Here is a 25,223-nt window from a genome sequence, read left to right as displayed (position 1 = left end):
CCGGTCAGGCCTGTGTTCTCGGGCAGGGGATCCCAAACAGGGCGGGAAAGTTTGAGCTGATCGTGCGAGCGGGAGGAGTCCTCAGAGGGAGGGAAGGGATGCAACAAAGCCAGAGACTGAGCCAGATGCTGTTTGTAACGCTGCGGGAGGATCCCGTCGAGGCCGAGTTGCCCAGCCACAAATTGCTGCTGCGGGGCTGCTTTATCCGGCGGCTCTCCCCAGGGATCTACACCTATCTGCCGCTCCTCTGGCGGGTGCTGCAAAAGATCTCGGAGATCGTTCGCCAGGAGATGAACGCCATCGGTGGGCAAGAGTGTCTGCTGCCCCAGTTGCAGCCGGCGGAGATCTGGCGGGAATCGGGGCGATGGGATGTGTACACCCAAGCCGAGGGGATCATGTTTGCCCTCAAGGACAGGCAGGGGCGGGAACAGAGCCTCGGCCCCACCCACGAAGAGGTGATCACCCTACTGGCCCGCGACCTGATCCGTTCTTACCGGCAATTGCCCCAAACCCTCTATCAGATCCAGACCAAGTTTCGGGATGAGATTCGGCCCCGCTTTGGCCTAATGCGAGGGCGGGAATTCATCATGAAAGACGCCTATTCCTTCCACGCCAACGAGGAAAGCCTGCGCCAGACCTACCAAGATATGTACCGAGCCTATAGCCGCATCCTCAGGCGCTGTGGGCTGGAGTTTCGAGTGGTGGATGCCGATGCGGGGGCAATCGGGGGTCCATCGGCGGCCTCGCAGGAGTTTATGGTGCTGGCCTCTGCGGGAGAAGATGAGATCCTCTACACGCCCGATGGCTCCTATGCTGCCAATGTGGAGAAGGCCGTCTCCATCCCGCCGCCAGCGGCAGAGTCTCCCTACACCGCCTTCCAGGTTCTGGATACGCCGGGAACCGAAACCATCGAGAAGCTGGCCGCTTTCCTAAAAATCTCCTCTACCCTGATCGTTAAAAACGTCCTCTACCAAGCCCTTTACGACAACGGCCTGCGGGTGGCAGTGCTGCTCAGCATCCGCGGGGATCAAGAAGTCAATGAGGTCAAACTGGCCAACCACCTCAGCCGCCTGGCAGAGCGCTACCAAGCCAGCAAATTGCTCAAGCTCGCCTTGGCCGATGCCGAGATCCAAAACAGTTGGCAGGGGGATCCCATCCCGGTGGGCTACATTGCCCCCGACTTGCCGGATAGCTGTCTGGGCCGGCAAAAAAACCTTGCCCCCCAGATCCTGCGCTTGGCCGACCAGACGGCAGCCCTGCTGCAGAACTTCGTAACCGGCGGCAACCAGGTGGGGCAGCACGTGGTGGGGGCCAACTGGGGCGAGCAATATCCCCTGCCGGAAGTGGTGGATGTGCGCAAGGCACAGGCGGGGGATCGGTGTTTGCTCAACCCCGACCAGATCCTGGAAACGGCCCGTGGCATCGAGATCGGCCATATCTTTCAGCTAGGCCTCAAGTTCTCGCTGCCAATGCGGGCCACCTTTACCGACGAACAGGGATCCGAGCAGCCCCTCTGGATGGGCTGTTATGGCATTGGGGTATCCCGCTTGGCCCAGGCGGCGGTGGAACAGTCCCACGATGCCAACGGGATCATCTGGCCCGTGGCCATTGCCCCCTATCATGTGGTGGTGGTAGTGCCCAACATCTCCGACCCCGAGCAGATGAGCGTGGCGGAAAAACTGGTGCAAGATCTCGCTACTGCCGGCATCGAGACCCTCTGGGATGACCGGGACGAGCGGGCCGGGGTGAAATTCAAAGATGCGGATCTGATCGGGATCCCTTACCGCATCACCACAGGGCGCAGCCTCAAACAGGGCAAGGTGGAACTCACCGAGCGGGCCAGCGGCCAAGCCACGGAAATTCCCATTGAAGAAGTGGTGACTACCCTGAAAGAGCGGATTGAAGCAGCCCTAGCTGTGCCGGACTGAGCGTGGCTTCTCCTGAACCCGATGCTGAACATCTCCATTCTTAAAGAAGACGAATCCTATACTTTTCGCTCTTATTTTGAGATGCCCTACGAGCCAGATGAAATCTTGGCTCAGTTCGGCTATCAACTGGAAATTGGGGAGTGGACATGGCCTGTTGCCCCTGCGCCGCCGCAAACCCCAGTTTTGAAAGATCGGATCCGACAATTGTTACCTTTGGTTAGCCTCACCAGCGAAACAGCGCGGCGGGAATTGCTGGTGGCTCCTGTGCTGACCGAAGTGGCTCTCCATTGTCGAGTTCCTTTGCGGCTGGAGTATCCCCTGATGGTCAACAATTGGTTGAAGGGCAGCCTCGATTATCTGTTGCGAGGGAAGAACATCCTGCTGGTGGTTGAAGCCAAAAAGGACGATCTAACGCGGGCCTTTGTGCAAATGGCTGTAGAAATGATTGCCCTGGCGCAGGTGGAGCAGCAGGCTCAGATCTACGGTGCAGTGACGATGGGGTCTATCTGGCAGTTCGGACAAATTCTTGCCCATCAGCAGGTGATCAAACAAGACTTAACGCTGTATCGGGTACCTGAGGAGCTAGAAACCATTGCCGGCATTCTCACTGCCATGGTCAGCAACCCCAGCCCATCGTGAATTAAAAGCGTGAATTAAAAGTAAGTCATGGATCGAAAAACAGTCTGGTTTGCCCTAAAATTGATGCTGGCTGCTGCCGGGATCAGCACAGCCATCAAGTATGGTGGCCCTTACTTGGCCTTGCCGGAGCAAATGCCAGTGGTGGTCGGGATGATCGTTTTGCCCACCTTGATCATGGCCGGGATCCTGTGGCGCTGGCAAATGCAGTCTCCTCTATCCAAAACTCCCCTACAAGCCGGCAAGGGATCCCTGGGAATTGAAGATGATAGAGCCTTCACCCCCAGCCCTTCTCCCAGGGGAGAGAGGGAAGTCTGAACTGCTGGACATGGAAGGCTGCCCAGATCCCTTGATGGGTGGGGGGAAGTCTATCGGGATGGGCTGGGATCCCTTGAACCCCTACTGCTGGGTAAGGCGCAGGGTTACCGTTGGGCTGGTTTGGTTGCCGGAAGTGGCCGTGAGATTCACCTGATACACCGTGCCAGAGGCCGGAATGGGAGGCCGAACGGTGATGGTGAAACGGCCCTGGGCATCTGCCTGCACCGTTTGGTTGGTCACGGTCTGTTGGGCGCTGATGATGCCCCCCAGAGAGGTCGAAGCCGTTACATTCACCCGCACCGAAGCATTGGGAGCTGTAGTGCCCTGCAGCGTAAACGAAGAACCGGAAACCCGATCCCCATCCTGCAGGTTGGTGATTTGAGGCAAGAGGGGGCTGGGGGCGCTGACTGTAGCGGAAACCTCTTGGGTGGTCAGCCGCTGGATGCCCCCGGTGGCCCCTTCGATCAGGCGGGCCGGTTGTTCGGCGGTCATGAAGCGCACTTGGCCGCCATTTTCCAGGCGGGCGACGACGATCCCTTCCCGGGTGGTATCTTTCGCCTCGATTAGGGCGTTCACTACATAGGTGCCGCTGGAAACTTCCTGAGCCGGCAAGGTTTGCACTTGCCGTCCATCCTGGATGAGGTAAACCGTTACCCGGCTGGAAGGGGTACCTTTGACGGTGACCAACAGGATTTCTCCCGCTGCCAAAGGGCGACTGCCGGCATTGTGATCCACTAAGTCGATGGAAGCGCGGACAGGGCTACCCACGGTGAAGCTCCAAGTCACGCGGCGGGTCACCCCCTGGGTATTGGTGAACTCCAGCAAGACTTCCCGACGCCCCGGCGGCAGAGGTTGGGCAGGGCGATAGGTGAAGAAATCGCGGGTAATCACCGACTGGGAAGTGACGTCTTGGCCATCCAGGAAAACCCTCACCGTTTCCGGACGCACGCTGACTCCATCTTGGCTGCGAAAAGAAGCCGAGATTGGGGAGGTAGGTTCAACATTGGTGGCCGCTTGAGCTGGGCTGGGATCCGTAATTTGCTGAGCCCTTGCAGGCAAGCTCGACAACCCCACAACCGCAGCGCCAATCACCAAGGCCCGGGGAAACCAGGAATACAAGTTATCGCTCATGAGACCATCCAAGAAAAAGATAGACTACAGACAGACTACACAGGCAACAAGCCCAGAGAAAGGCTAAACAGAGTCCGGCAGAACATCGGCCTCGATATCCTGTTCGAATCCTGTCACAGGGGATGGCCCCTGTCGATACGCCTAAACCTCTGATCGGCTCTCCAATAGACTCAATCCCAGCGTCAAAACCGGGCAAAGTCAACTGCCATCTACCGTGTGGGATCCCATGTCCATCCTGGCAAAATCCAGAAGATGACTGTAGGTGAGGATGTAAGGGATCCCTTTGATCAACTAACTTGTGTCGTGACCGCCGATCGCCGATCGATTTATGTCAGTTTATTGATATCAATTCACAAAAATAGCCCCTGTCTCTTGCAGATCGAGGCAATGATCGCCGGAGACATCGTTGACCAGCCGCACCTCTACGGTGATCACATTCAAGGGATCCACGCTCACCTGGTAGCCCACAGGAGCCAACATCGGCGTGTTGATGGCCATGCAATTGGGGATCAACAGGTTGCTCAGGCGCAACGTTTCGCCGGCAGGCAGTTCCGAGACTTTCTGGCGGGGATCGGTAAAGCCGTATTCCAAAGGCAGACCGGTGCGATTGCGGATCACCAGCTCTGCCGGCAGGTCGGGGTTGAAGCGGGCCACTGGGCGATCAAAAACCAATTGATCGACACCCACCGGTAAGCGCGGCAACGGCACTGTCTGAAAGGTAGGCTGAGCGGCAACCCAGAGGGATCCCTGCAACAACCCTCCGCCAACCCAGCCGCCCAGCAGAGTCGCCAACGTCAAAACCATTCTTTTGCTCCGTTCTGCATAGCTCATGGCTTTCGCCTCAGGATGTGCTTCCAGACTGGTGGGAGTTGGATCCCTTGCCTGCTTGTATTGTTCCCAAAAACGGCTGGCCGGGCCAGATGGCTGCTGTTTTTTCCAGGGTATGCCCCAACCAGCTAAGATCCCGTGGGGGGGAAGTTAAGTTAGAGTTGGCAATGCAAAGGGAGGCATGGCCATGCCAGCAGAACCGAAAAAGTCGGAGAAAAACTTCTCGTGGAAGGGCAGTGCCGACGCGGGCCGGGCGCTGACGATTTTGGCTGCCGTGGGAGCCGCGGTGATTTTACTGGCGGGGTTCCTACAGTAGGCAAACAGTAGGCAAAGCTGTTTGTGTCTGCAGCCGGCACAAGCACCTCAGCACGGCGGCGGAAGCCAAAGTTTCTTCTTCAAGGCGATTTCAAGGCGATGGTGGCAGCCTGCTCGACTTCCAACTTGCCTTCAAGGATCATCCCCGCCATGGTTGAAGATGTCCTCAAGGCAAAGGTGTTGTCTGCGGGGCAGGAAGCCGCCCTCGACTGCGTTCTCCGCCATGGCTGCCCTACAGAAAGAAGCAGATCCGGATGCTTTGGAAGTCCTGCTGATTGGTTGATGCGAGGTTCGCTACGCCTGTCCGGGTCACGCCGCTGGGCAGCAGGCTCAACAGGGAAAAAAGCCCAGCAGAGAAGGGATCCCTGCTGAGCCCCTTGAAAGCGCCGAGGAAGGGGTAAAGTGCCCTCAGCCCAGCAGCCGGCGGGCAGTGTTGACCACGTTTTCCACCGTGAAGCCGAACTTCTCCATGCACACCGGGCCGGGGGCAGAGGCGCCAAAGCGATCGATGCCAATGGCCACCCCCTCAAACCCCAGGTACTTGTGCCAGCCGAAGGTGCAGCCTGCCTCGACGGAGACGCGCTTGGTGACGTTGGGGGGCAGAACGGAATCGCGGTAGCTCTGGGGCTGGGCCTCAAACAGCTCCATACAGGGCATAGAGACCACCCGCACGGCCCGGCCTTCCTGCTTCAGTTGGGCTGCAGCTTTCACTGCCAGCTCCAGTTCAGAGCCGGTGGCGATCAAGATCAGCTCTGGGTTGGGGGCATCCACCACCACATAGGCCCCTTTGGCTACGCCTTCAACAGAGGTGCCCTCCACCGGGTTGACCGCCTGCCGGGTGAACACCAGCACAGAAGGGGTGGTCTTGGCTTCTAGGGCCACCTGGTAGGATCCCACCGTTTCGCGGGCATCTGCCGGGCGCAGCACATAGAGATTGGGAATGGCCCGCAGGGAGGCCAAAGTTTCCACCGGCTGGTGGGTGGGGCCATCTTCTCCCAAGGCGACGGAGTCGTGGGTCATGACGTGCAGCACCCGCACTTGCGAGAGGGCCGATAGGCGGATGGCAGGCCGCATGTAGTCTGTGAAGATCAAAAAGGTGGCGTCGTAAGGGATGAGACCTCCATGAAGCGCCATGCCGTTGGCAATGGCTCCCATGCCGTGTTCCCGCACCCCAAAGCGGAAGTTACGCCCCTCGTAAGAGCCGGCCTGAAACTCTGGGATCCCCTTTAGATAAGTCATGTTGGAGTGGGCGAGATCTGCGGATCCCCCCAGCAGTTCCGGCACCGCTTTGGCCAAGGCATTCAGACAAAACTTGGAGAGGTTGCGGGTGGATTCTCTGCCGGTTTCGGCAATGGGGGCCAGCGCTTCTTTCCAGCCCACCGGCAGCTCCCCGGCCATGATGCGCTTGAACTCGGCGGCCTCTTCGGGGTAAGCCTTCTCGTAGGCGGCGAAGCGCTCGTTCCACTCGGCCTCGGCCTTGGCCCCTTTTTCGATGGCCTGGCGGAAGTGGGCCAGCACCTCGTCGGGAATGTAAAACTCCGGCTCCAGCGGCCAGCCCAGGTTTTGTTTGGTGAGCTTCACCTCTTCCGGCCCCAGGGGTGCCCCATGGACGCTCTCGCTGCCGGCCTTGTTGGGGGATCCGTAGCCGATGGTGGTCTCGACAATAATCAAGGACGGCTTGTTGGTGACTTCCTTGGCTCTCTGGATGGCCTCGGCGATCCCCTTCAGGTCGTGGTTGCCGTCGTCTACCTTTTGCACGTGCCAGCCGTAGGCTTCATAGCGTTTGCCCACATCTTCCGTAAAGGCGATTTCCGTTCTGCCGTCGATGGAGATGTGGTTGCTGTCGTAAAGCATGATCAGCTTGCCCAGTTGCAGGTGGCCGGCCAGAGAAGCTGCTTCAGAAGCCACCCCTTCCATGTTGCAGCCATCGCCCAAGATCACGTAAGTGTAGTGATCCACAATGGTGTGGCCGGGCTTGTTGAAGCGGGCGGCCAGATGGGCCTCGGCAATGGCCAACCCTACCGCATTGCCCACCCCTTGCCCCAGCGGGCCGGTGGTCACCTCCACCCCCGGAGTTTCAAAGTTTTCCGGGTGGCCGGGGGTTTTGGAGCCCCACTGGCGGAACTGCTTAATGTCCTCCAGGCTTACATCGAAGCCGGTTAGGTGCAGCAGCGCGTACTGCAGCATGCAGCCATGCCCCGCCGAGAGCACAAAGCGATCCCGATCCACCCACTTGGGGTTGCGGGGGTTGAACTTCATGAACTGCTGCCACAACACATAGGCCATGGGTGCTGCTCCCATCGGCAGGCCAGGGTGGCCGGAGTTGGCCTTCTGAACAGCATCCACCGCCAAAAAGCGAATCGTATTGATGGCAAGTTGTTCCAGAGAGGGAGGAGCAGCAACAACCATGTGGGATCCCTATCGCTCGACATTTGCTTTCCAGTATGCCGTGTTTTGGGTCTTGCTTCCGAGGCGCTAGGGATCAATTGGGCCGGGAAATTGGCTTTGTCCAAATTCCAACGGGGCCAAATGGCAGGCTAAGCTGAGTGATACCGTCGCTGCTGTTTTGTGTTGGAGCACTTCTTTGACCGTTGTTTCTTCTGGTAGCAAACCCTCCTGGCTGCGGGCCAAGGCCCCTCAACGGGTGGGATCCGTCAAACAACTGCTGCGGGACTTGGGCCTGAACACGGTTTGCGAAGAGGCTTCCTGTCCCAACCTGGGGGAGTGTTTTGCCAACGGCACCGCCACCTTTTTGATCATGGGCCCGGCCTGTACCCGCGCCTGCCCCTACTGCGATATCGACTTCACCAAACGCCCTCTGCCCCTGGATGCCACTGAACCCCGGCGGGTGGCAGAAGCAGTGGAACGCTTGGGATTGCGCCATGCGGTGATTACGTCGGTGAATCGGGACGACCTGCCCGATGGGGGAGCCAGCCAGTTTGTGGCCTGCATTGCGGAAATCCGCCGCCGCATGCCCCAGACCACCATCGAGGTCTTGATCCCAGACCTATGTGGTAACTGGCAGGCGCTGCAGCAGATCTTGGCCGCCCGACCGACGGTGCTCAACCACAATACCGAAACGGTGCCCCGCCTCTATCGCCGTGTACGCCCGCAGGGGAATTACGAGCGCTCCCTCAAACTGTTGGAGTTGGCACGGCAATGGGATCCTGGCCTGTACACCAAGTCGGGGGTGATGTTGGGCCTGGGAGAAACTGCCGAGGAGATCTTGCAGGTGATGCGGGATCTGCGCCGGGCAGGGTGTGACATCCTCACGCTCGGCCAATACCTGGCGCCCAGCCCCAAACACCTGCCGGTGGAGCGCTACGTTCCCCCCGAAGAGTTCGACCATTGGCGACGGGTGGGAGAGGAACTGGGCTTTTTGCAGGTGGTGTCTTCGCCCCTAACCCGCAGCTCCTACCATGCCGAGGCTGTGCAAGAGTTGATGCAGCGCTTTCCCAGGAGGAGCTCCTGAGCGCTGGGGCCTCGCCGGCTGCCCGACCTTGTGGGTTGCGCGAGAGAAGAACCCTACTCTGAGATTGGCTCAAGGCCGGGTTTCAGGGCGGCTACAACGTCAGGGATCCCACCTTGTGCTCTATGAGCTGCGCCAGATCCTGCAGGAAAGCCGCTGCATGGGCGCCGTAGATGACACGGTGATCACAGGTGAGGTTCACCTGCATTTGGGAACGGATGGCAATGGCTTTTTCCGGCGTCGCCACCACCGTGGGGCGAGAAGCGCCGATGGCCAAAATGGATCCCTGGTTGGGGGGCAAAATGGCATCGAAGCGATCCACCCCGAACATGCCCAGGTTGGAGAGGGTGAAGGTGCCGCTATTGTACTCTTCCGGCTGCAGTTGCTTGCGCCGCGCCCGCTCCACCAGATCCTTCCAGCGGCGGGAGATCTCGTACAGATCGAGCCGGTTGGCTTGCTTTAGGACAGGGGTGATCAGCCCGCCATCCTCCATGGCCACGGCCACGGCGATGTTGATATCCGATTTGTAATGGATCCCGCCTTCTGTGTAGCTGGCATTCAAAAGGGGATGCTTCTCCAGGGTCATGGCCACGGCTTTGACCAAGAGGGCCGTCAGGGTCACCCCCTTAGGCTTTACCTGTTGGTAGAGGTGATCCAGGCTATCGGTGGTGATGGTGTAGCCCACGTGGAACACCGGCACGCCAAGGCTGGCGTTCATGTTGCGCACCACCGCCGCTTGTAAAGTGCTGAGGGGAACCGTTTCTCCCAAGGGGACAGCTACAGGAGTTGGAGGCGCGGGGGCTGGAGCAGAGGGGGCAGCCACTGCAGGAGCGGAAAGGGCCGCAGCTCGCTCCACGTCTTCGGCTATGATGCGACCGTTGGGGCCGGAGCCGCGCACGGTGCGCAGATCGATCCCCAGGCTTTCCGCCAATTTTTTCGCCCGCGGGGAAGCCACGATCCGCTGGGATCCGGCGCCATCCGATCCATTTGGCAGTGTAGAGGTGGGGGTTGCCGCAGGGGCAGGACTTGTCGGCTGAGCTGCAGAGGCGCGGTCTGCGCTAGGTGGAGCCGCAGGGGTAACGCCAGCAGCGAGGGCTTTGGCTTTTTCCTGAGCTTGGGCCACTTCCGCTTCGCTTTCGGCAATCAGGGCAATGGGGGCGCCCACCGGGGCTGATTCCCCTGCCGGCACCAGGATACTGGCCAGGATGCCGCTGTGGAAGGACTCCACGTCCATGTCCGCTTTGTCGGACTCCACCACCAGGATGTTTTCTCCTTTCTCCACGCGGTCGCCGGGGTTTTTCAGCCAGGTGACGATCTTGCCCGTTTCCATGGTGGAGCTGAGGGCCGGCATGGAGAGTTCGTGGATCATCGATGGGGATGGGAACACAGCAGAAGAGATTGTAACCCAGGAGACGGGATCCCCGCGCACGTCCCTGGGCCGGCTTTGGGCTCACCGGGCGCCAGCCGCTTCTGCTTCGGCCACCACCAGCAGGGTTTTCAACAGGGAATCGGGGTTGAGGCTGATGGAATCGATCCCTGCTTGCACCAGGAAGCGGGCGAAGTCGGGGTAGTCGCTGGGGGCCTGCCCGCAGATGCCGATCTTGCGGCCATGGCTTTTCACCGTCTGGATTACCTGGGCGATCATCCGCCTGACGGCCTCGTGGCGCTCGTCAAAAAGGTGGGCCACCAGGGCTGAGTCGCGATCCAGGCCCAGAGTGAGCTGGGTGAGGTCGTTGGAGCCGATGGAGAAGCCGTCGAAGATCTGGCAGAACTCGTCGGCCAGGATAACATTGCTGGGCAATTCGCACATCACGTACACCTGCAGGCCGTTTTCTCCCCGCACCAGGCCATGGCGGGCCATCTCCTCCAGCACCTTGTGCCCCTCTTCCGGCGTGCGGCAGAAGGGGATCATCAAGATGACGTTGGTCAGGCCCATCTCATCCCGCACCCGTTTCATGGCCCGACACTCCAAGGCAAAGCCCTCACGGTAGCGGGGATCCGTGTAGCGGGAGGCCCCCCGCCAGCCAATCATGGGGTTTTCCTCGTGGGGTTCGTAGCGGGATCCCCCCAACAGGTGGGCATACTCGTTGCTCTTGAAATCCGACAGCCGCACGATCACCGGCTTGGGGTAAAAGGCGGCAGCAATGGTGGCCACCCCCTGGGCCAGCTTGTCCACAAAGTACTCCGGCTTGTCGGCATACTGGGCGGTGAGCTCTGCCAGGCGCGGCTCCTCTTTCACCGCCTGCTCATAGTTGAGCAAAGCCAGCGGGTGGACCTGAATGTGGTTGGCAATGATGAACTCTAGCCGCGCCAGCCCCACGCCATCGCAAGGGATCCCGCTGAGGCCGAAGGCTTTTTCTGGGTTGCCCACATTCATCATCAGCTGGGTGCGGGGACGGGGCAGCTCCTCCAGCGGGATCTCCGTCACCTCATAGGGCAACAGGCCCGGGTAGACCCGCCCTTCTTCCCCTTCAGCGCAGGAGACGGTGATGGGATCGCCGGAACGGAGCACCTGCGTGGCGTTGCCGCAGCCAACAATGGCCGGGATCCCCAGCTCGCGGGCGATGATGGCCGCATGGCAAGTTCTGCCCCCCTGGTTGGTGACGATGGCGCTGGCTTTCTTCATGATGGGCTCCCAGTCGGGATCCGTCTTCTCGGTCACCAGCACCTCGCCGGCCTGAAACTGATCCGAGCGGCGCACATCCAAAATGACGCGGGCTGTGCCCTGGCCAATGGCCTCGCCTACGGCCCGTCCCCGCACCAGAGGCTCGGGCTGCGCCCCAGGCTGGGTGAAGCGATAGGTGGTCAGCTGGTTGGCCCCTTTTTGCGACTGCACTGTTTCGGGGCGGGCCTGGACGATAAACAGCTCGCCGGTGATCCCATCTTTGGCCCACTCGATGTCCATGGGGGTGAAGCGGCCCCGCTGTGCCGAGTAGTGCTCCTCGATCAAGCAGGCCCACTGGGCCAATTTGAGGATTTCCTCATCCCTGAGGGCATATTGCTTGCGCAGGCTTTCGGGGACAGCCACGTTTTTGGTGGAACGGGATCCCCCCTCGTCGTAGACCAGCTTCAGGGCCTTGCTGCCCAGCTTGCGGGAGAGGATGGGGCGCAGTCCCTGCTTGAGGGTGGGTTTGAAGACCACGTACTCATCGGGGTTGACGATCCCTTGCACCACGTTTTCCCCCAGGCCGTAGGCGGCGGTGATCAGCACCGCATCTTTAAAGCCGGTTTCTGGGTCGATGGAGAACATCACCCCCGAGCAAGCCAGATCCGAGCGCACCATCTTCTGCACCCCCACCGAGAGGGCTACTTGAAAATGGTCAAAGCCCTTGATTTGGCGGTAGGAAATGGCCCGGTCGGTAAACAGGCTGGCAAAACAGTGGTGGCAGGCGTTGAGCACCGCCCGCACTCCACGCACGTTCAGGTAGGTCTCCTGCTGGCCGGCAAAGCTGGCATCCGGCAAGTCTTCTGCCGTGGCACTGGAGCGCACCGCCACATCGGTGTCGGGGCCGTAGCGCTCGCACAGCTTTTGGTAGGCTTCGGCGATGGCCTGCTCTAGCTGAGGGGGGAAGGGAGTTTGCAAGATCAAGGTGCGGGCAGCCTTGCCCCGCTCGCGCAAATTTTGGACATTCTCAATGTCTAAGTCTTTGAAAATCTCCTGCAACTTCTCCTCTAGGCCCGCAGAGGCGATGAACTGGCGATACGCATGGGCGGTGGTGGCAAATCCTGTCGGCACCTGGATCCCCTTTGAGGTGAGCTGCTGCAGCATTTCTCCCAAGGAGGCGTTTTTCCCGCCCACCTGGGCAACGTCCCGCAGCCCCACCTCCGTCAGGGGCAAGACCAAAGGCGGCTCTGAGCCAAGCTGGGGTTGAGAGGGTTGCTGAAGCTGGGATCCCCTGGTTGCTCCATCCGACATGCCTTACCTCCTTCTTAGATCCATTGAGCGATCCATTGAGCCAACGCCAATTGCTGGGGTGTGCTGTGTTGTCGGCTTGGGATCGCTCCCGGCTCTCCTATGCCAACACTCGGCCCAACTCATTCTTGGTGGGCCATAGCCTCACTCTAGTCAGGATTTTCTGCCCCTTAAAATTGCCCAGGGATCCCCCCAAGAAGGCTTAGAAGGCGATGAGACAAGGCAGATCCCCCCACCACCTGCCTGCGGAAGTTGCTGCAAATCTTCGACCTTTTTTACTCAGTGCAAAAGTAGCCGGGCTGCCACAATGGTCAAAGAAGGCAATTTGGGCAACAACGGCATGGAGGGCCACAAGGAGGCTGCAGCAGACATTCGCCAGATCAGGGTGACGGAAAAACAGCAGGGCTTGCGGCTGGATCGAGGATTGGCAGAGCAACTGCCGGAGCTGTCGCGGTCGCGCCTGCAGCAGCTTATCCGCCAGGGCCAGGTTTGGCTCAATGGGCAGCCCTGCCGGGATAAGGATCGCCCCCTGCAAGCTGGGGATGAAGTCGAGGTGCGGATCCCGCCAGCCACCCCGACTGCCCTGCAGCCGGAGCCGATCCCCTTGGACATTCTTTACGAAGATGACGATTTGCTTGTGATCAACAAGCCCCGCGGTTTGGTGGTGCACCCCGCCCCCGGCCACGCCAGCGGCACACTGGTTCACGCGCTGCTGGCCCATTGTCCCCGCCTGTCGGGCATCAACGGCGAACAGCGTCCGGGCATTGTGCATCGCCTCGACAAAGACACCACCGGCGCGCTGGTGATCGCCAAACACGATCAAGCCCACCAGCATCTGCAAGCCCAAATTCAAGCCAAAACTGCCCGGCGCCTCTATTTGGGGGTGGTGTTCGGTCGTCCGGCTCAAAGTCAGGGCACCGTCTCTGCCCCCATTGGGAGGCACCCGGTGGATCGGCAAAAGATGGCCGTCCTGACCCCTGGCCAAGGGCGAGTGGCGGTAACCCACTGGCAAGTGTTGGAGCGGCTGGGCAACTACACCCTGATGCAGTTTGAGCTGGAGACGGGGCGCACCCATCAAATTCGGGTTCATGCTGCCCATTTGCGCCTGCCGATTGTCGGGGATCCCCTCTACACCCAGAGCAAAACCAGCCCTGTTAAGCTGGGCGGCCAAGCTCTCCATGCCTGGAAGCTCTCCTTTGTTCAGCCGCGCACAGGCCAGCCGCTGCAGTTTACCGCTCCCCTGCCGGAGGAGTTTGAGCGGCTCTTGCGGCAGTTGCGCAGCCAGGCGGGCTAGGCAGCCTCTGGGGTTTCCCCCTTGCTTTGCCTGGTCATTGCAAACGGCTGTGGAACAGCTGGTTGGTTGATCCCCAGCTCCCCTCGCCCACAAGGGGTGAGGGTCAGCGGCGAAGGGTCTTCATCTTGTTTGAAACGAGTATGCCCAGTTGTCCCCACACCCGTGGGGGTGAACCCGGCCAGAGAAGAGAATTAAGACAATCTCATGTCTACCGGGATCCCTGAATGGGATGGGTAACACTGAAACTAGGTCGCAGAAGCGGCGCGTAGCGCAATCTCAAGGAGCCGAACATGAGCAAGAGCTTGCTGGAGCAATTGCGACAGATGACTGTCGTGGTCGCCGATACGGGGGATATCAACGCCATCGAGAGCTTTAAGCCGCAGGATGCCACCACCAATCCCTCTTTGATCACAGCGGCTGCCCAAATGCCCCAGTACCAGGGCATTGTCGATGAAACCTTGCTCAAGGCCCGCCAAGAACTGGGATCCAAAGCCGACATCAAAACCGTGGTGGCCCACGCCATCGATCAACTGGCCGTGGCCTTTGGCGTGCGCATTTTGTCCATCATTCCTGGCCGGGTCTCGACGGAGGTGGATGCCCGCCTCTCTTACGACACAGAAGCCACAGTTGCCAAAGCCCGCCATTTGATCGAGCTCTACAAGGCGGCAGGAGCGGATCCCAAGCGGGTGCTGATTAAAATTGCCTCGACTTGGGAAGGGATCCGAGCTGCCGAGATCCTGGAAAAAGAAGGGATCCATTGCAACCTCACCCTGTTGTTTGGCTTGCACCAGGCCATCGCCTGCGCCGAAGCGGGGGTGAAGCTGATCTCGCCCTTTGTGGGCCGCATCTTGGATTGGTACAAGAAACACACGGGCCGGGAGAGCTACCCTCCTGCCGAAGATCCGGGGGTGCAGTCGGTGACCCAGATTTACAACTACTTCCGCAAATACGATTTTCCGACGGAAGTGATGGGGGCCAGCTTCCGCAACATCGGGGAGATCATCGAGTTGGCCGGCTGTGATCTCCTGACCATCTCGCCCGCCTTGCTGGCGGAGCTGCAAAACACCGAGGGTTACCTGGAGCGCAAACTGGATCCGGAAAAAGCCAAGAAAATGGACATCCCGCGCCTGGTGATGGATCGAGCTACCTTCGACCAGATGCACCGGGAAAACCGCATGGCCTCAGAAAAGCTGGAAGAAGGGATCCAGGGCTTCTCCAAAGCGCTGGAGGTGCTGGAAAAACTGCTCACCGAGCGGCTGCAGAAGCTGGAGGGTGCCAAGGAAACCATTACCCACGCCGCCCAGGATGTCTTCCGCCTCTACGACCTGGATGGGGATGGCTTCATCACCCGCGAGGAGTGGATGGGGGCAGATCGCGTTTTCGATGCCCTGGATACCAACCAAGATGGCAAAATTACCCCTGAGGAAATGTTGGTCGGCCTAGGGGCGGCGGTCTATCTGAAGAATTAGCCGCTGGCAGCCGGCCTGGGAAAACCTCAAGGTCTATGGGCGAGAACTTTCGCCACATCGGAGACGGGGTGGCCGCCCTGGAGGCACAAGCCCGCCTGTGGATTGCCCAGCGGCTGCAAGGGATCCCTTACGATCCGCCGCCGGGGCCAGCAGCCAGGCAGGTGCTGTATTGGATCGAGACGGATCTGCTGCCGCGCCTGCAGCAAACCCCCCAGGAGCTGGAGAACCTGCTGCATGGGCTAGGGGGCGGCTATGTGCCCAGCGGCCCTTCCGGCGCCCCCACCCGAGGCCGAGTGGACGTGTTGCCCACGGGGCGCAACTTTTACTCGGTGGATATTCGCGCCATCCCCACCCCCACCGCCTGGCAGGTCGGCTCACTGGCCGCCGAGCGGCTGGTGGAGCGCTACGTGCAAGAGCAGGGGGAATATCCCCGTCGCCTGGGCCTATCCGTTTGGGGCACTTCAACTCTAAGAACTGGCGGCGACGATTGGGCCGAGGCCCTGGCGCTCTTGGGGGTCAAACCCCGCTGGGATGGAGGACGGGTGGTGGACATCGAGATCCTGCCTGTAGCGGTTTTGGGCCGCCCCCGTGTGGATGTAACCCTGCGCATTTCTGGCTTCTTTCGCGATGCCTTTCCCAATCTGATTGCCCTGTTTGACCGGGCCGTGCAGGCCGTGGCTGACCTGGAGGAGCCAGAAGCCGACAATCCCCTGCGGGCCCACGTGCTGGCCGATACCCAGTACTGGCAGGAGCAAGGGATCCCAACGCAAGCAGCGGCGGAGCGGGCGCGGCTGCGCATCTTCGGTTCCAAGCCAGGGGCCTACGGGGCCGGCCTACAGGGGCTGATCGAGGCGCAAAACTGGGAAACAGAAGCGGATCTGGCCCGCGCCTACCTCAACTGGAGCAGCTACGCCTACCGGGCCGATGGCGAGGGAGAGCCGGCCCCCGAAGCCCTGCGGCGGCAATTGGCCCACCTGCAAATTGTGCTCCACAACCAAGACAACCGCGAGCACGACCTGCTGGACTCCGATGACTACTACCAGTTTCAAGGGGGGATGGTGGCGGCAGTGCGAACGCTCCAGGGCCGCAACCCGCGGATTTACTTCGGGGATCACGCCCGTCCCCACAACCCTAAGATCCGCACCCTGGCCGAAGAAATTGACCGCGTCTATCGCGCCCGCGTGATCAACCCCAAGTGGATTGCCGGCGTGATGCGCCACGGCTACAAAGGCGCTTTCGAGATGGCCGCCACCCTGGACTACCTCTTTGCCTACGACGTCACCACCCATGCTGTGCCGGATTTCATGTACGCCGGCCTGGCCCGCGCCTACCTATTGGATCCCCAAGTCCAGCAGTTCCTGCGATCCCGCAACCCCTGGGCGCTGCGGGACATGAGCGAGCGGCTGCTGGAAGCCCACCAGCGGGGCTACTGGCAAGAGCAGGCCCTGGAATTGCTGCCTCAGATCGAAGCCCTGATGCTGGAGATGGAAGCCTACCTGGAATCCCGCTCTCCCGTGGCGAGAGAAGGTTAAGTTCTGCTAAGATTTTTTCATCCAAACCAGTTGTGGAGGGATCCCAGGCCATGAGCAAATCTGAGCTGTTGCGAGAGATTCTGGGGCCACTGTTGGAGGACTACCGCTACTGGTTTGAGCGTTCTCGCCGCTTTTTGCAGGAAGAGACCCTGGAATTGATCAGCCCAGAAGAGCAGCAGTCCTTGCTGGAAGAGGTTTTGGCTGCCCAGGCGGAGCTACAGGTAGCCAAAGCGCTTTATCAGGCCTCTGATCAAGAGGTTGGCATCGACCCTGGGCTGATGGCAAAATGGCATCGCCTGCTGATGAAATGTGCCGAATTGGGCCGTCAATTTCGCCAGATTCACCCCTCCCCCGACCTGTAATGCTGCAGATTCTCTACCTCATCGCTTTTGTGGCCATTGCCTTTTTGGCCCTGCGCAACTTGGTTGCCAATGTCATCACGTTGGGCGTGGAAGAGCGCAAGGCCTCTCCTCGTCGTGCCCGCAAGCGGATCCCTCACCCAGAGCTGCTGGATGAAGATGGCAACCTCACCGAGGAGCCTCTACTGGTGATTCGCTCGGCCAGCTTGGAAGAAGCTCGCAGCCGTTTGGAAGATCTCTATTCCGGCTCGCCGGACGAAGATTAGGGGAGTTTCTTGGGCTTTCTCTCTTGGGCGTGGCTGCACTAGCCTGGGAAGGTACTGCGCGCCATTTGCCCGAGCGTCTGGTGGGCTAGTCAACGGAGATGGGATCCGACTTCAACGTGGAATCGGTGCTGGAGGCGGTGCTCGGCAAGCTGAAGGTTTTGGCGGAAACGGGACAAACCTTTGGTCAGCCGATCACTATTGGTGAGACGATTATTGTCCCTTACATGTCCTTGCATTTTGGCTTGGGTGGGGGAGGGGGTAACTTTGGAAAGACTGCTCCTGGCTGTCGCGGCAACGGCGGGGATCCGGCCAGTCTGTTCGGGGGAGCGGGGGGTGGGGTGCGCATCGAGCCAGTTGGCTTTCTGGTGATCCGAGGCGAGCGAGTGGAGCTGCTGACCACCGTCCAGAAGCCCGACCAGTGGAACCAACTCAGCGAGACTCTGGTGCCCCTGTTGCAGCAGTGGCTGCAAAATCGTGCCGGCAACTCCTGAAGGGACTAGCCGCGAATGGAGAGGCGGGATCCCTGGGGAGAGGGCTGTATCTCGATGCGGTGGGGGAAAGCATCCTGCAGGCTGGGGATGTGGGTAATCACCAAGATGCAGGCAAAGTCCGGGGCGATGGCGTTGATGGCAGCCAGCAGTTGGGCGCGTCCGGTGGCATCCTGGGATCCAAACCCCTCGTCGATGATTAAGGTTTGCAGGTCGGATCCCGAGCGCTGGGTGAGCAGGCGGGACAAGGCCAGGCGAATGGCGAAGTTGATGCGGAAGGCTTCTCCACCGGAGTAAGTCTCGTAGGGGCGGGTGCCGTGGGGATCGGCAATGAGAATGTCGAGGGTGTCATAGGGACTCCGTCCCGCTACGGAGGACAGCTTGGCCGGTGAGCAATAGCGTCGCCCGGAGCGCTGGGTAACCAATTGCAGGTGCAGGCGGTGTTGGGTAAGGCGGGCCAGGATCTGGTTGGCCTGGGCTTCCAGCTCGGGCAGGACATTTTCGACGATCAGGGCGGGGATGCCGTTGCGGCCGTAGGCATTGGCCAGCTCTTGGTACACCTGCTGCTGGCGGCGGGCCTGTTGCAGTTGCTGTTCCAGCTCGGCCTGTTCCGCTTGCTGTTGAACCGCCTGTTGTAGCCGTTGTTGGGCGGCCCCTATCTGAGACAGCACCTCATCCAGCCGCCGGCGGTGCTCCCGCAGGGTTTGGCGGATCCCTTCCAGCTGAGCAGGCAAAACCTCGGGATGCTCCGCCAGTTGTTGCTGAAGCCGTTCCAACTCTTGGGTGGCCTGGGCAAAGTGCTGGCGGCTTTCCTGTAGGCGTTGGGATAAGGCTTGGGTGCGGGCTGCCACCTCCGGCAGTTCCTGGCGGGCCACCTGTAGGGCTTGCAGGCGCACCGGCCAGAGTTGCGCTTGGGCCAGTTCGGCTTTCACCTGCTGGTGCAGGGATCCATCGTAGCCCAGGTGGTTTAACGCCTGTTCCACCTGAGCCAACCGCTCCGCCAGGGGAGAATCCGATCCCACTGGCGGGACGGAGTCCTTGGATCCCACCTGTTGCAGGGTTTCCAGTTGTGCCTGTAGGGAGGCGATTTGCTCCCATAGGTGAGAGCGGCGCTCCTGGGCCTTGCGGAGTTCCTGAGAGCGGCCCAGTGCCCAGCGCCAGCGCTCCAGTTCTCCTCGTTGTAAGGCGTGCTCGCGCTCGTCATAGCCCAGTTGTTGCAGGGCCTGCTGGATCTGCTGGAGCTGTTGCCGAGCTTCTTGAGCGTAAGCTTCCCGGTCAAGGATTTCCCTCAACTCTGCCGCTTCTGCTTGCCAGAGCTGGATTTGCCGGCGGCGTTCCTGCTCGGCTTCCCACTGCTGTTGCAATCGCCCTTGCAGATGCAGGCGCTCATCCCAGGTGGCCAGTTCTTGGCTGAGACGGCGGTATTCTGCTTGCAAGAGTTCAATCTCCCGGTCGGCCACCGCCAGTTGTTCGCGGATAACAAACAGTTCGCCGGCAATTTCTTCTTGACGCTCGCGGTGTTTTTTCAGCACCACATCCCGCAGGCGCAGGCTGAGGGGACGGCTACAGAGGGGGCAAGTCCAGTGGCGACGGCGCTGCGGAGCCATAAGGCTGGATCCCTGCGGCTCTGGTGTTGGCGTTGCGGGGGATGACTCGGCAGGTTGACCGGCGGAAGATAGGGCCAGGGATCCCTTCTCTTGTTCGGCTGTCTCCTCGACAAGGGCTGTCTCCTCGACAAGGGCTGTCACCCTCGCCAAAGTGGGGGTGACCTGATCTCGTTCGCTGCGCGGAGCACTTTGAGCGGAAAACACCTCTTGACCTTCCTCCCAGGTGGTCACCAACAGGCGGCAGCGTTCTTCCTCCTGTTGCCACTGTTGCTGGAGAACCCGCTGGCGTTCCTGGAGCTTTTGCACGAACAGCCGCCGTTCTTGGACTTTTTCCAACACCCGCTGCTGGTAGAGACGCCGTCGCTCCAGCTCTGCCAGGGCGGCCTCTCCTTCGGCAATTTTCTGCTCCAGGTGCTGCTGCTGCTGGGCTAGAGTTTCCTGGCTTTGCAGTTGCTGGCTGAGAAGCTGGAGGCGGGCTTGCAGACGTTCCCGCTCGCGGCGGATTTGCTCTTGCCAATGCTGTTGCTGCTGGAGAAGGATGGCGGCTTGCGCTTGGGCTTGGTTCAAGGCCTGGAGACGCTCTTGAGCTTGCTGGTAGTGGCGCAGGCCGATTTCGATGCGCTCCTGTTCTGCCAGCAATTGGGCATCGGCTTGGGCCTGGGCTTGGCAGGTGGCCAACTCCTGTTGCAGCCGTTGCATCTTGCGCAGTTGCTGCTGTTGCTGCTCTGCTTGCTGGGCTTGCAGCTTTTGGCGTTCTTGGAGCAGATGCTGCTGTTGCTCGAAGAGGTGGTGGAGATGGCGATCTTGGGCCATCAGGGCTTGGTAGCGTTCGTAACCCGCCAGGATGTCTTCACTCTGGGCGATCAGCTCTTCCAACTGGAGCAGGTGCTGTCGCTGGGCACGCCACTGTTGCTCGGTGTGCTGTAGGTTGGTGCCGAGCTTTTGCAAGTGTTGGGTAAGGTGTTGGTGGCGCTCCTGCAGGATGCAGCGATGTTCGTAGAGGCGCTCTAGGGCTTGCAATTCCTGCTGTTGCTGGGCTAGGAGCTGCTGCAGATGAGTTTGCCGTTGTTGGAGTCGCTCCAGCTCGGCTTGAATTTGGCCAAGGTGGGCCTGTTGTTGGTCAAGCTGCTGCAGGCGCTCTTGGAGCAGATCGGCTTTGAGCTTGGCGCTGCGTGCCCGTTCCCGACAGCGCTCGGCCAGCAAATCGTACTGCCCCAACTTGAGCATGTCGGCCAAGATCTGCTTGCGCTCGCCGGGACGCTTCAGAGTGAAGGCATCCGCTTGTCCTTGTCGCAGATAGGCGGAGTGAATAAAGGTCTCGTAGTCGAGGCTGAGCTGACTTTGAATGGCCTGTTGGGTGGCGCGCATGCCGCGGCGGGTCAAGCTACGCCAGCGAGGTTGGCCGTCGGTTTCTCCGGTTTGAATTTGCCACTCCAGGGATCCCTCGCCCGATAGATGACGGCTGCGCAGGATGCGGTAGGTTTGTCCTCGCGAGCGGTAGATCACCTCTACCCAGGCTTCGCTGGCCCCCTTGCGGATGAGATCGCTATCGTTGCTGGCCCGGCTTTGCCCCCAGAGGCCCCAGGTGAGGGCGTCGAGCAGGGCGGACTTGCCTGCCCCATTGGGGCCACAGATACAGGCGGTGTGGATCCCGCGCAGATCCAAAACGGCGTGAGCGTAACAGAGAAAATTGTGCAAGGTTAGGCGAACCGGGATCACAGAAAACTCTGAGGGGCTCTGGTTGCTGGAAAAAATGAGGTTGAGCCATTTGATCCAGAGTATCGCGTCAGCGGTGGGGAGCAACAATGAGGAGTGAGAAGTGAGGAGAGAGGAGTGAGGATACTCCCTTCTCACTACTCTCCGTTCTTTTCTCTTTTCTCTCTTGTCTCTCTTGAGAGGGGATCCGATTGCATTAGCCGCTGACACAGTTGGGCAATCTGGGTGAGGCTAGCCTCGTCCAGCCAGCGGTGAAAGGCTTGGGATTCCTGAAGGCGGCCCATCAGCAGCGTGGGGATCTGCTCCGGACTGTCCAGTTCCGCCAGCCACTGCCGGGGAAAGCCGGTTGCCGCAGCCAGCTCGTCGGGATCCCGTCGGCCTGCCTGCCACTGTTGCATCAGCCAGTTGACTCGGGCGGGGATCTGATCCCAGGGGGAGGCAGAAGCGGCCAGGATCAGGGTTCGGGGCTGTACCTGTTGCAGCAGTTGGGCCAAGTCCGCCGGTAGCCAGGGCCAGCGGGCCAGCACCAGCTTTGCCCCTTTTGGTGGTGGAACAAGGTTCTCGGCCTCCTGCCCGTCGTAACAGATGGCCCCTTTCAGCGAATCCGGCAGGGGTTTCTGCCGAAAATCTTGGATCTCTATGGGGGGAGCAGAAAGGGTGGGTGCCTGCCACTCTCCCGAAGGGCGCACTGCCAGCACCTTGCCCTGCCAAGGCTGTTTGCCCCGGTCATCCGCTTCCAACTGGAGGGCGATGTCCAAAGCTTGGCATTTTTGCCAACGCTCCAGCTCTTCTCCGGCCTGCCAAAACCACAGGGTACGGGATCCCGGCGAGCCTTGGAGTTCAAACTTGAGGTGGCGGCCATTGCGGGAGACTCCCAGGTTGGAGCTATTGGGACGGAAGTTCATCAAGGCAACGACGGGGTTGGGGTTGCCGTGCCCAAAGGGCTGCAGAAGCTGCAATTGCCGATACACCTCATCCAGCTCTGCCACCCCATCCCGATCCTGAGAGACCAGTAGCTCCCAGTCGAGGATAATCTCCACCGCCAAGGCGCGAGCCTGCTGATCCGGGCTAACCCGCGCGGCCAGCTCCCGCTGCAACGCCAGTTGCACAGCGGCCAGGCAAGCCAGATCCACTTGGATCCTGGCGGCCATGGGGTGTCCGCCTCCCCGCCGCAAGAGGGGGCGCACGGCCTCGATGGCCTCCACCAGGTTCACCCCTGGCAGGGAACGGCCCGACCCATAGCCCCGTCCCGCCGCTTCGTCTTTGGCGATCAACACCGTTGGGCAGTTATACTGCTCCACCAAGTGCGCCGCCGCGATCCCTAGAACCCCTGGGTTCCAGCCGGCTTCCGCCAGAACAATGGCTCCTTCCCGGGTCAGATCCAAGCTCTCTACCTGTTGGCTGGCCTCTTGGATCACTTGCTGGGTGAGCTGCCGGCGCTCTTCGTCAAGGGCAACAAACCGTTGCACCAGCGCCTGGGCCCGCTCTGGATCGGAGGTGGTCAGCAGCTCCACTGCTAAGCTGGCGTCTTCCAAGCGGCCAATGACGTTCAACTTGGGGGCGATGCGAAAAGCAATATCCTGGGCTGTCGGCACCCCCTGGGATTGGCCGTTGTCAACCCGAGCCAGGAGAGCCTGCAGCCCCGGACGCTGCGTACTGGGCTGCGTACTGGCCAGCACCGGCAGGCCCCGCTGCACCAAGTAGCGGCACTCCCGCTGCAACACCGCCACATCGGCCACAATTCCCACCGCCACCAGATCCAGGTGCTGCTCGACACCAGGGATCCCTAGGGCTTGGTAGAGCGCCTCCGCCAACTTGTAGGCCACTCCCACCCCCGGCAAGAAGCGCAGCGGATGTTCAGCCGGCAATCGCAAGGGGTTGACCACCGCATAGGCAGCGGGCAAGGGATCCGGCAGCATGTGGTGATCCGTCACGATCACGTCCACCCCCTGGGCTTGGGCCATGGCAATTTCGGCAGCATTGCCCACCCCGCAATCCACCGTCAGGATCACTTGGCAGCCCTGGGCCAGCACCTGCTGTAGCCGTTGAGGATTGAGCCCGTGCCCCTCGGTGCTGCGCAGCGGTATGGAGAACTGGACTCGGAAGCCCAAGGGTTGTAACGCCGAGAGGAGGAGACTGGTACTGGTGACACCATCGCAGTCAAAGTCCCCCCAAATGCACAGGGTCTCTTCCCTTTCCCGTGCCTGCAGCAGCCGCGCCACCGCCCGCTCCAGATCCGGCAGGGATGCTGGTGGTGTGGGGGAATAGTGTTCGGGATCCACGAAGGCCTGCGCCTGCTCCCAGGTGTGCAGACCCCGCAGAGCCATCACCTTGGCCGCATACTTGCCATATTCCCGGCTCAGTTGCGGATTGAACTGGGGGGGAGTGGGCAGCAGCTCCCAGCGGTATTCCATGCAAGCTCGACAGGGATAAAGGTTCCTAGGAGCCTATCAAAAACGGCCCAGGGGGGAAATGGATCCCAGAGGAAAGGGCTGGGGATGATGGGCTACCTTGAACCCTACTGGCAGCAGTGAGAAGCCACACAGCAGGCGGAAGGGTGCTCGTGATTGTGGGTGGCACAGGCTTCGCTGCAGTAGAGTTGACCTTCGTAGCGATAGCCTTGGCTGCTCTCGAAGCTGCAGTTGCAGTGTTCACAGGCGCAACGGACAAGGGTGCTGGCAGACATGATTTTCTCTCCTTCTTTCTCGTTTTTTCCTAGGGATCCTCTTGTCGAAGATCCGCGTCTCTACACCCTAGCGGTTGCTCAGCAACGATGCTGAAACAAGAATCAGAATCATTTTTGGCAATTCACCGATTACAGCCTATGAATTAGGATACAAGTATCCAAGAGAAAAGAGAGATATATACCAACCTATTTGTTAGATTTATCCCAAAGAGTTGTGGCAGCTTATCAGGCAGGCAAGACCTCCACTTGCCAGGTAGCGGAACAGTTCATGGTAACCCAAAGAACACTGCACCACTGGGTGCATCAGTATCAACAAACTCAGGATTTATCCCCCAAGAAAGTCGGCACAAAGCGAGTAGGTATTCTGGAACAACACCGGCAAGAAGTTATGACGGTCATTGAAAGGCGCCTGAACTATTATCCGTGGTAGTATCAAGAACTGCTACGAGAGCAACTGGATACTGATGTGAGTGCTGTTACGATAGACAACTTTTTAAAAAAGCGAGGAATGACGCTAAAAAGAATTACCGCAGTGTAAAAATCAGAGAAGAGGAGGTGCAAAGGCAACAATTAGCCTATAGTTAAGAAGTCAAGAATATACCAGTGGAAGATATAGCTATTCTAGACCAGACAAGGGTGTGAGAGGCAATGGAACGGAGGGGTATCTCGGAGTTTACGCAGTCGAAGAGCTTACAGTTACCGTCAGAGATGCAAAGGGAAAAAACATAAGATTATTGAAGCTATTTCCTGGAGAGAGGCAGTAGGCTGTTGTGTTATCAAGGGTGGAATGCGGAAGAGCAATTTTCTGGAGTTTTTGCAAAGTGACTCATGTCCGGAACTGGATGCGCGGAAGGTGGTGATTAGAGTTCGGAAGTGGAGGGTTTGATTCAAGGAACAGGTGCGCGGATCATAGACCTGCCCGTGTATGCACCAGAGTTGAATCCGATTGAGAGGATGTGGTCGGTATTGAAGCCTTTTATCCGGCAGTTTTCCAGAGCCGGGAAGTATGGGATGGAGCAGATAGCAGAGACCTCTTGACTACTCATCAATCCATTCTGCTTCCGAAGTTGGTTTGCTAGGTGTTGCTACTGTGCCCCTTGATTCCTTAACAGGCTGTACTGCTCCATCCCTATGCACGAAGAGGGATGCCGCCGCCCTAATTACTGGGAAGAGACTCCCAGATACTTTGTCCCTCTAATGTCCCTCTAGTAAGAGGTACTGCACCACGAAGCACTCAGTGCCGCCGCAGGCGAACAAGCTGGCGGAGT

At 59.9% G+C, this 25,223-nt stretch carries 18 protein-coding genes and 2 pseudogenes; 12 read left to right on the top strand and 8 right to left on the bottom strand.

All coding sequences use genetic code 11. The features are described from left to right. Nucleotides 1-98: 98 nt before the first annotated feature. Genes CYB_RS05340 through CYB_RS05330 form a run of 3 tightly spaced genes read left to right on the top strand, consistent with a single transcriptional unit; the run spans nt 99 to nt 2,882 of the window. Nucleotides 99-1,928 (top strand): proline--tRNA ligase, encoded by a 1,830-nt coding sequence (locus tag CYB_RS05340; RefSeq protein WP_011432756.1) that lies wholly within the window; start codon nt 99-101, stop codon nt 1,926-1,928. 21 nt (nt 1,929-1,949) lie between these two features. Beyond that, nucleotides 1,950-2,567, top strand: coding sequence for a hypothetical protein (locus tag CYB_RS05335; protein WP_011432755.1), 618 nt, complete (start codon nt 1,950-1,952; stop codon nt 2,565-2,567). Nucleotides 2,568-2,594: 27 nt separating this feature from the next. Continuing rightward, the gene (locus CYB_RS05330; RefSeq protein ID WP_011432754.1) at nt 2,595-2,882 is read left to right on the top strand and encodes a hypothetical protein; all 288 of its coding nucleotides are present in this window, start codon (nt 2,595-2,597) and stop codon (nt 2,880-2,882) included. Between the two features lie 81 nt (nt 2,883-2,963). On the opposite strand, the gene CYB_RS05325 is transcribed toward CYB_RS05330, so the two are convergent. Both CYB_RS05325 and CYB_RS05320 read right to left on the bottom strand, forming a co-directional pair. Then, nucleotides 2,964-4,013, bottom strand: a complete 1,050-nt coding sequence (locus CYB_RS05325) for a hypothetical protein (protein WP_238376920.1) — start codon at nt 4,011-4,013, stop codon at nt 2,964-2,966. A 345-nt stretch (nt 4,014-4,358) separates the two neighbouring features. Further along, nucleotides 4,359-4,844 carry a hypothetical protein gene (locus CYB_RS05320; protein ID WP_148202706.1) on the bottom strand — a complete coding sequence of 162 codons (486 nt, stop codon included), beginning with the start codon at nt 4,842-4,844 and terminating at the stop codon, nt 4,359-4,361. A gap of 184 nt (nt 4,845-5,028) precedes the next feature. Between CYB_RS05320 and CYB_RS15520 the strand changes: the two genes are divergently transcribed. Beyond that, nucleotides 5,029-5,157: a hypothetical protein gene (locus tag CYB_RS15520; protein WP_011432750.1), complete on the top strand. Its 129-nt coding sequence runs from the start codon at nt 5,029-5,031 to the stop codon at nt 5,155-5,157. Nucleotides 5,158-5,564: 407 nt separating this feature from the next. Here the strand turns inward: CYB_RS15520 and tkt are convergent, their stop codons facing one another. Then, the gene (tkt, locus tag CYB_RS05315) at nt 5,565-7,565 is read right to left on the bottom strand and encodes a transketolase (RefSeq protein WP_011432749.1); all 2,001 of its coding nucleotides are present in this window, start codon (nt 7,563-7,565) and stop codon (nt 5,565-5,567) included. 175 nt (nt 7,566-7,740) lie between these two features. Between tkt and lipA the strand changes: the two genes are divergently transcribed. Further along, on the top strand, nt 7,741-8,628 hold the full coding sequence (lipA, locus tag CYB_RS05310) for a lipoyl synthase (protein WP_011432747.1): 888 nt from the start codon (nt 7,741-7,743) through the stop codon (nt 8,626-8,628). Nucleotides 8,629-8,719: 91 nt separating this feature from the next. On the opposite strand, the gene CYB_RS05305 is transcribed toward lipA, so the two are convergent. Both CYB_RS05305 and ppsA read right to left on the bottom strand, forming a co-directional pair. Beyond that, nucleotides 8,720-9,994 carry a dihydrolipoamide acetyltransferase family protein gene (locus CYB_RS05305; protein ID WP_011432746.1) on the bottom strand — a complete coding sequence of 425 codons (1,275 nt, stop codon included), beginning with the start codon at nt 9,992-9,994 and terminating at the stop codon, nt 8,720-8,722. A gap of 81 nt (nt 9,995-10,075) precedes the next feature. Then, complete coding sequence (gene ppsA, locus CYB_RS05300) at nt 10,076-12,541, bottom strand: phosphoenolpyruvate synthase (RefSeq protein WP_011432745.1); 2,466 nt, start codon at nt 12,539-12,541, stop codon at nt 10,076-10,078. Between the two features lie 337 nt (nt 12,542-12,878). Here ppsA and CYB_RS05295 point away from each other — a divergent pair, with 337 nt between their 5' ends. From CYB_RS05295 to CYB_RS05270, 6 genes and pseudogenes are all read left to right on the top strand, one after another. Next, nucleotides 12,879-13,832, top strand: a complete 954-nt coding sequence (locus CYB_RS05295) for an RluA family pseudouridine synthase (protein WP_011432743.1) — start codon at nt 12,879-12,881, stop codon at nt 13,830-13,832. A 290-nt stretch (nt 13,833-14,122) separates the two neighbouring features. Further along, complete coding sequence (locus tag CYB_RS05290) at nt 14,123-15,301, top strand: transaldolase (protein WP_011432742.1); 1,179 nt, start codon at nt 14,123-14,125, stop codon at nt 15,299-15,301. A gap of 50 nt (nt 15,302-15,351) precedes the next feature. Beyond that, nucleotides 15,352-16,833 (top strand): annotated as a pseudogene (locus tag CYB_RS05285) (cobaltochelatase subunit CobN); the annotation flags it as partial. A 50-nt stretch (nt 16,834-16,883) separates the two neighbouring features. After that, nucleotides 16,884-17,195 (top strand): DUF2605 domain-containing protein, encoded by a 312-nt coding sequence (locus CYB_RS05280; RefSeq protein ID WP_041436371.1) that lies wholly within the window; start codon nt 16,884-16,886, stop codon nt 17,193-17,195. Continuing rightward, complete coding sequence (locus tag CYB_RS05275; RefSeq protein ID WP_011432739.1) at nt 17,195-17,458, top strand: DUF2973 domain-containing protein; 264 nt, start codon at nt 17,195-17,197, stop codon at nt 17,456-17,458. Before CYB_RS05280 ends, CYB_RS05275 begins: the two co-directional genes overlap by 1 nt. A gap of 98 nt (nt 17,459-17,556) precedes the next feature. After that, nucleotides 17,557-17,949, top strand: coding sequence for a GerW family sporulation protein (locus CYB_RS05270; protein ID WP_011432738.1), 393 nt, complete (start codon nt 17,557-17,559; stop codon nt 17,947-17,949). A 5-nt stretch (nt 17,950-17,954) separates the two neighbouring features. On the opposite strand, the gene CYB_RS05265 is transcribed toward CYB_RS05270, so the two are convergent. The 3 genes from CYB_RS05265 to CYB_RS14320 form a co-directional block, all read right to left on the bottom strand. After that, a complete protein-coding gene (locus CYB_RS05265) occupies nt 17,955-21,272 on the bottom strand; it encodes an AAA family ATPase (protein ID WP_011432737.1) in 3,318 nt (1,105 codons plus the stop codon). A gap of 134 nt (nt 21,273-21,406) precedes the next feature. After that, nucleotides 21,407-23,683: a single-stranded-DNA-specific exonuclease RecJ gene (gene recJ / locus CYB_RS05260; protein ID WP_011432736.1), complete on the bottom strand. Its 2,277-nt coding sequence runs from the start codon at nt 23,681-23,683 to the stop codon at nt 21,407-21,409. A 104-nt stretch (nt 23,684-23,787) separates the two neighbouring features. Next, nucleotides 23,788-23,955 carry a hypothetical protein gene (locus CYB_RS14320; protein WP_083757636.1) on the bottom strand — a complete coding sequence of 56 codons (168 nt, stop codon included), beginning with the start codon at nt 23,953-23,955 and terminating at the stop codon, nt 23,788-23,790. Between the two features lie 178 nt (nt 23,956-24,133). Here CYB_RS14320 and CYB_RS14510 point away from each other — a divergent pair. Next, nucleotides 24,134-25,056, top strand: a pseudogene (locus CYB_RS14510) (IS630 family transposase). The last annotated feature ends 167 nt before the right edge of the window (nt 25,057-25,223 follow it).

Origin of the sequence: Synechococcus sp. JA-2-3B'a(2-13) (genome assembly GCF_000013225.1) — a bacterium.
Classification (GTDB): Bacteria; Cyanobacteriota; Cyanobacteriia; order Thermostichales; family Thermostichaceae; genus Thermostichus.
The sequence above is the reverse complement of the archived record's forward strand: the minus strand, read 5'-3'. Positions and strand labels throughout refer to the sequence as shown.

Excerpts from the sequence above, each read along its gene's own strand:
- CYB_RS05325 (WP_238376920.1), bottom strand. The coding sequence starts at position 4,013 with ATGAGCGATAACTTGTATTCCTGGTTTCCCCGGGCCTTGGTGATTGGC.
- CYB_RS14320 (WP_083757636.1), bottom strand. The coding sequence starts at position 23,955 with ATGTCTGCCAGCACCCTTGTCCGTTGCGCCTGTGAACACTGCAACTGC.
- CYB_RS15520 (WP_011432750.1), top strand. The coding sequence starts at position 5,029 with ATGCCAGCAGAACCGAAAAAGTCGGAGAAAAACTTCTCGTGGAAGGGC.
- CYB_RS05330 (WP_011432754.1), top strand. The coding sequence starts at position 2,595 with ATGGATCGAAAAACAGTCTGGTTTGCCCTAAAATTGATGCTGGCTGCT.
- CYB_RS05270 (WP_011432738.1), top strand. The coding sequence starts at position 17,557 with ATGGGATCCGACTTCAACGTGGAATCGGTGCTGGAGGCGGTGCTCGGC.
- CYB_RS05335 (WP_011432755.1), top strand. The coding sequence starts at position 1,950 with ATGCTGAACATCTCCATTCTTAAAGAAGACGAATCCTATACTTTTCGC.
- CYB_RS05290 (WP_011432742.1), top strand. The coding sequence starts at position 14,123 with ATGAGCAAGAGCTTGCTGGAGCAATTGCGACAGATGACTGTCGTGGTC.
- CYB_RS05280 (WP_041436371.1), top strand. The coding sequence starts at position 16,884 with ATGAGCAAATCTGAGCTGTTGCGAGAGATTCTGGGGCCACTGTTGGAG.
- CYB_RS05305 (WP_011432746.1), bottom strand. The coding sequence starts at position 9,994 with ATGATCCACGAACTCTCCATGCCGGCCCTCAGCTCCACCATGGAAACG.
- CYB_RS05320 (WP_148202706.1), bottom strand. The coding sequence starts at position 4,844 with ATGAGCTATGCAGAACGGAGCAAAAGAATGGTTTTGACGTTGGCGACT.
- CYB_RS05295 (WP_011432743.1), top strand. The coding sequence starts at position 12,879 with ATGGAGGGCCACAAGGAGGCTGCAGCAGACATTCGCCAGATCAGGGTG.
- CYB_RS05340 (WP_011432756.1), top strand. The coding sequence starts at position 99 with ATGCAACAAAGCCAGAGACTGAGCCAGATGCTGTTTGTAACGCTGCGG.
- CYB_RS05275 (WP_011432739.1), top strand. The coding sequence starts at position 17,195 with ATGCTGCAGATTCTCTACCTCATCGCTTTTGTGGCCATTGCCTTTTTG.
- ppsA (WP_011432745.1), bottom strand. The coding sequence starts at position 12,541 with ATGTCGGATGGAGCAACCAGGGGATCCCAGCTTCAGCAACCCTCTCAA.
- recJ (WP_011432736.1), bottom strand. The coding sequence starts at position 23,683 with ATGGAATACCGCTGGGAGCTGCTGCCCACTCCCCCCCAGTTCAATCCG.
- tkt (WP_011432749.1), bottom strand. The coding sequence starts at position 7,565 with ATGGTTGTTGCTGCTCCTCCCTCTCTGGAACAACTTGCCATCAATACG.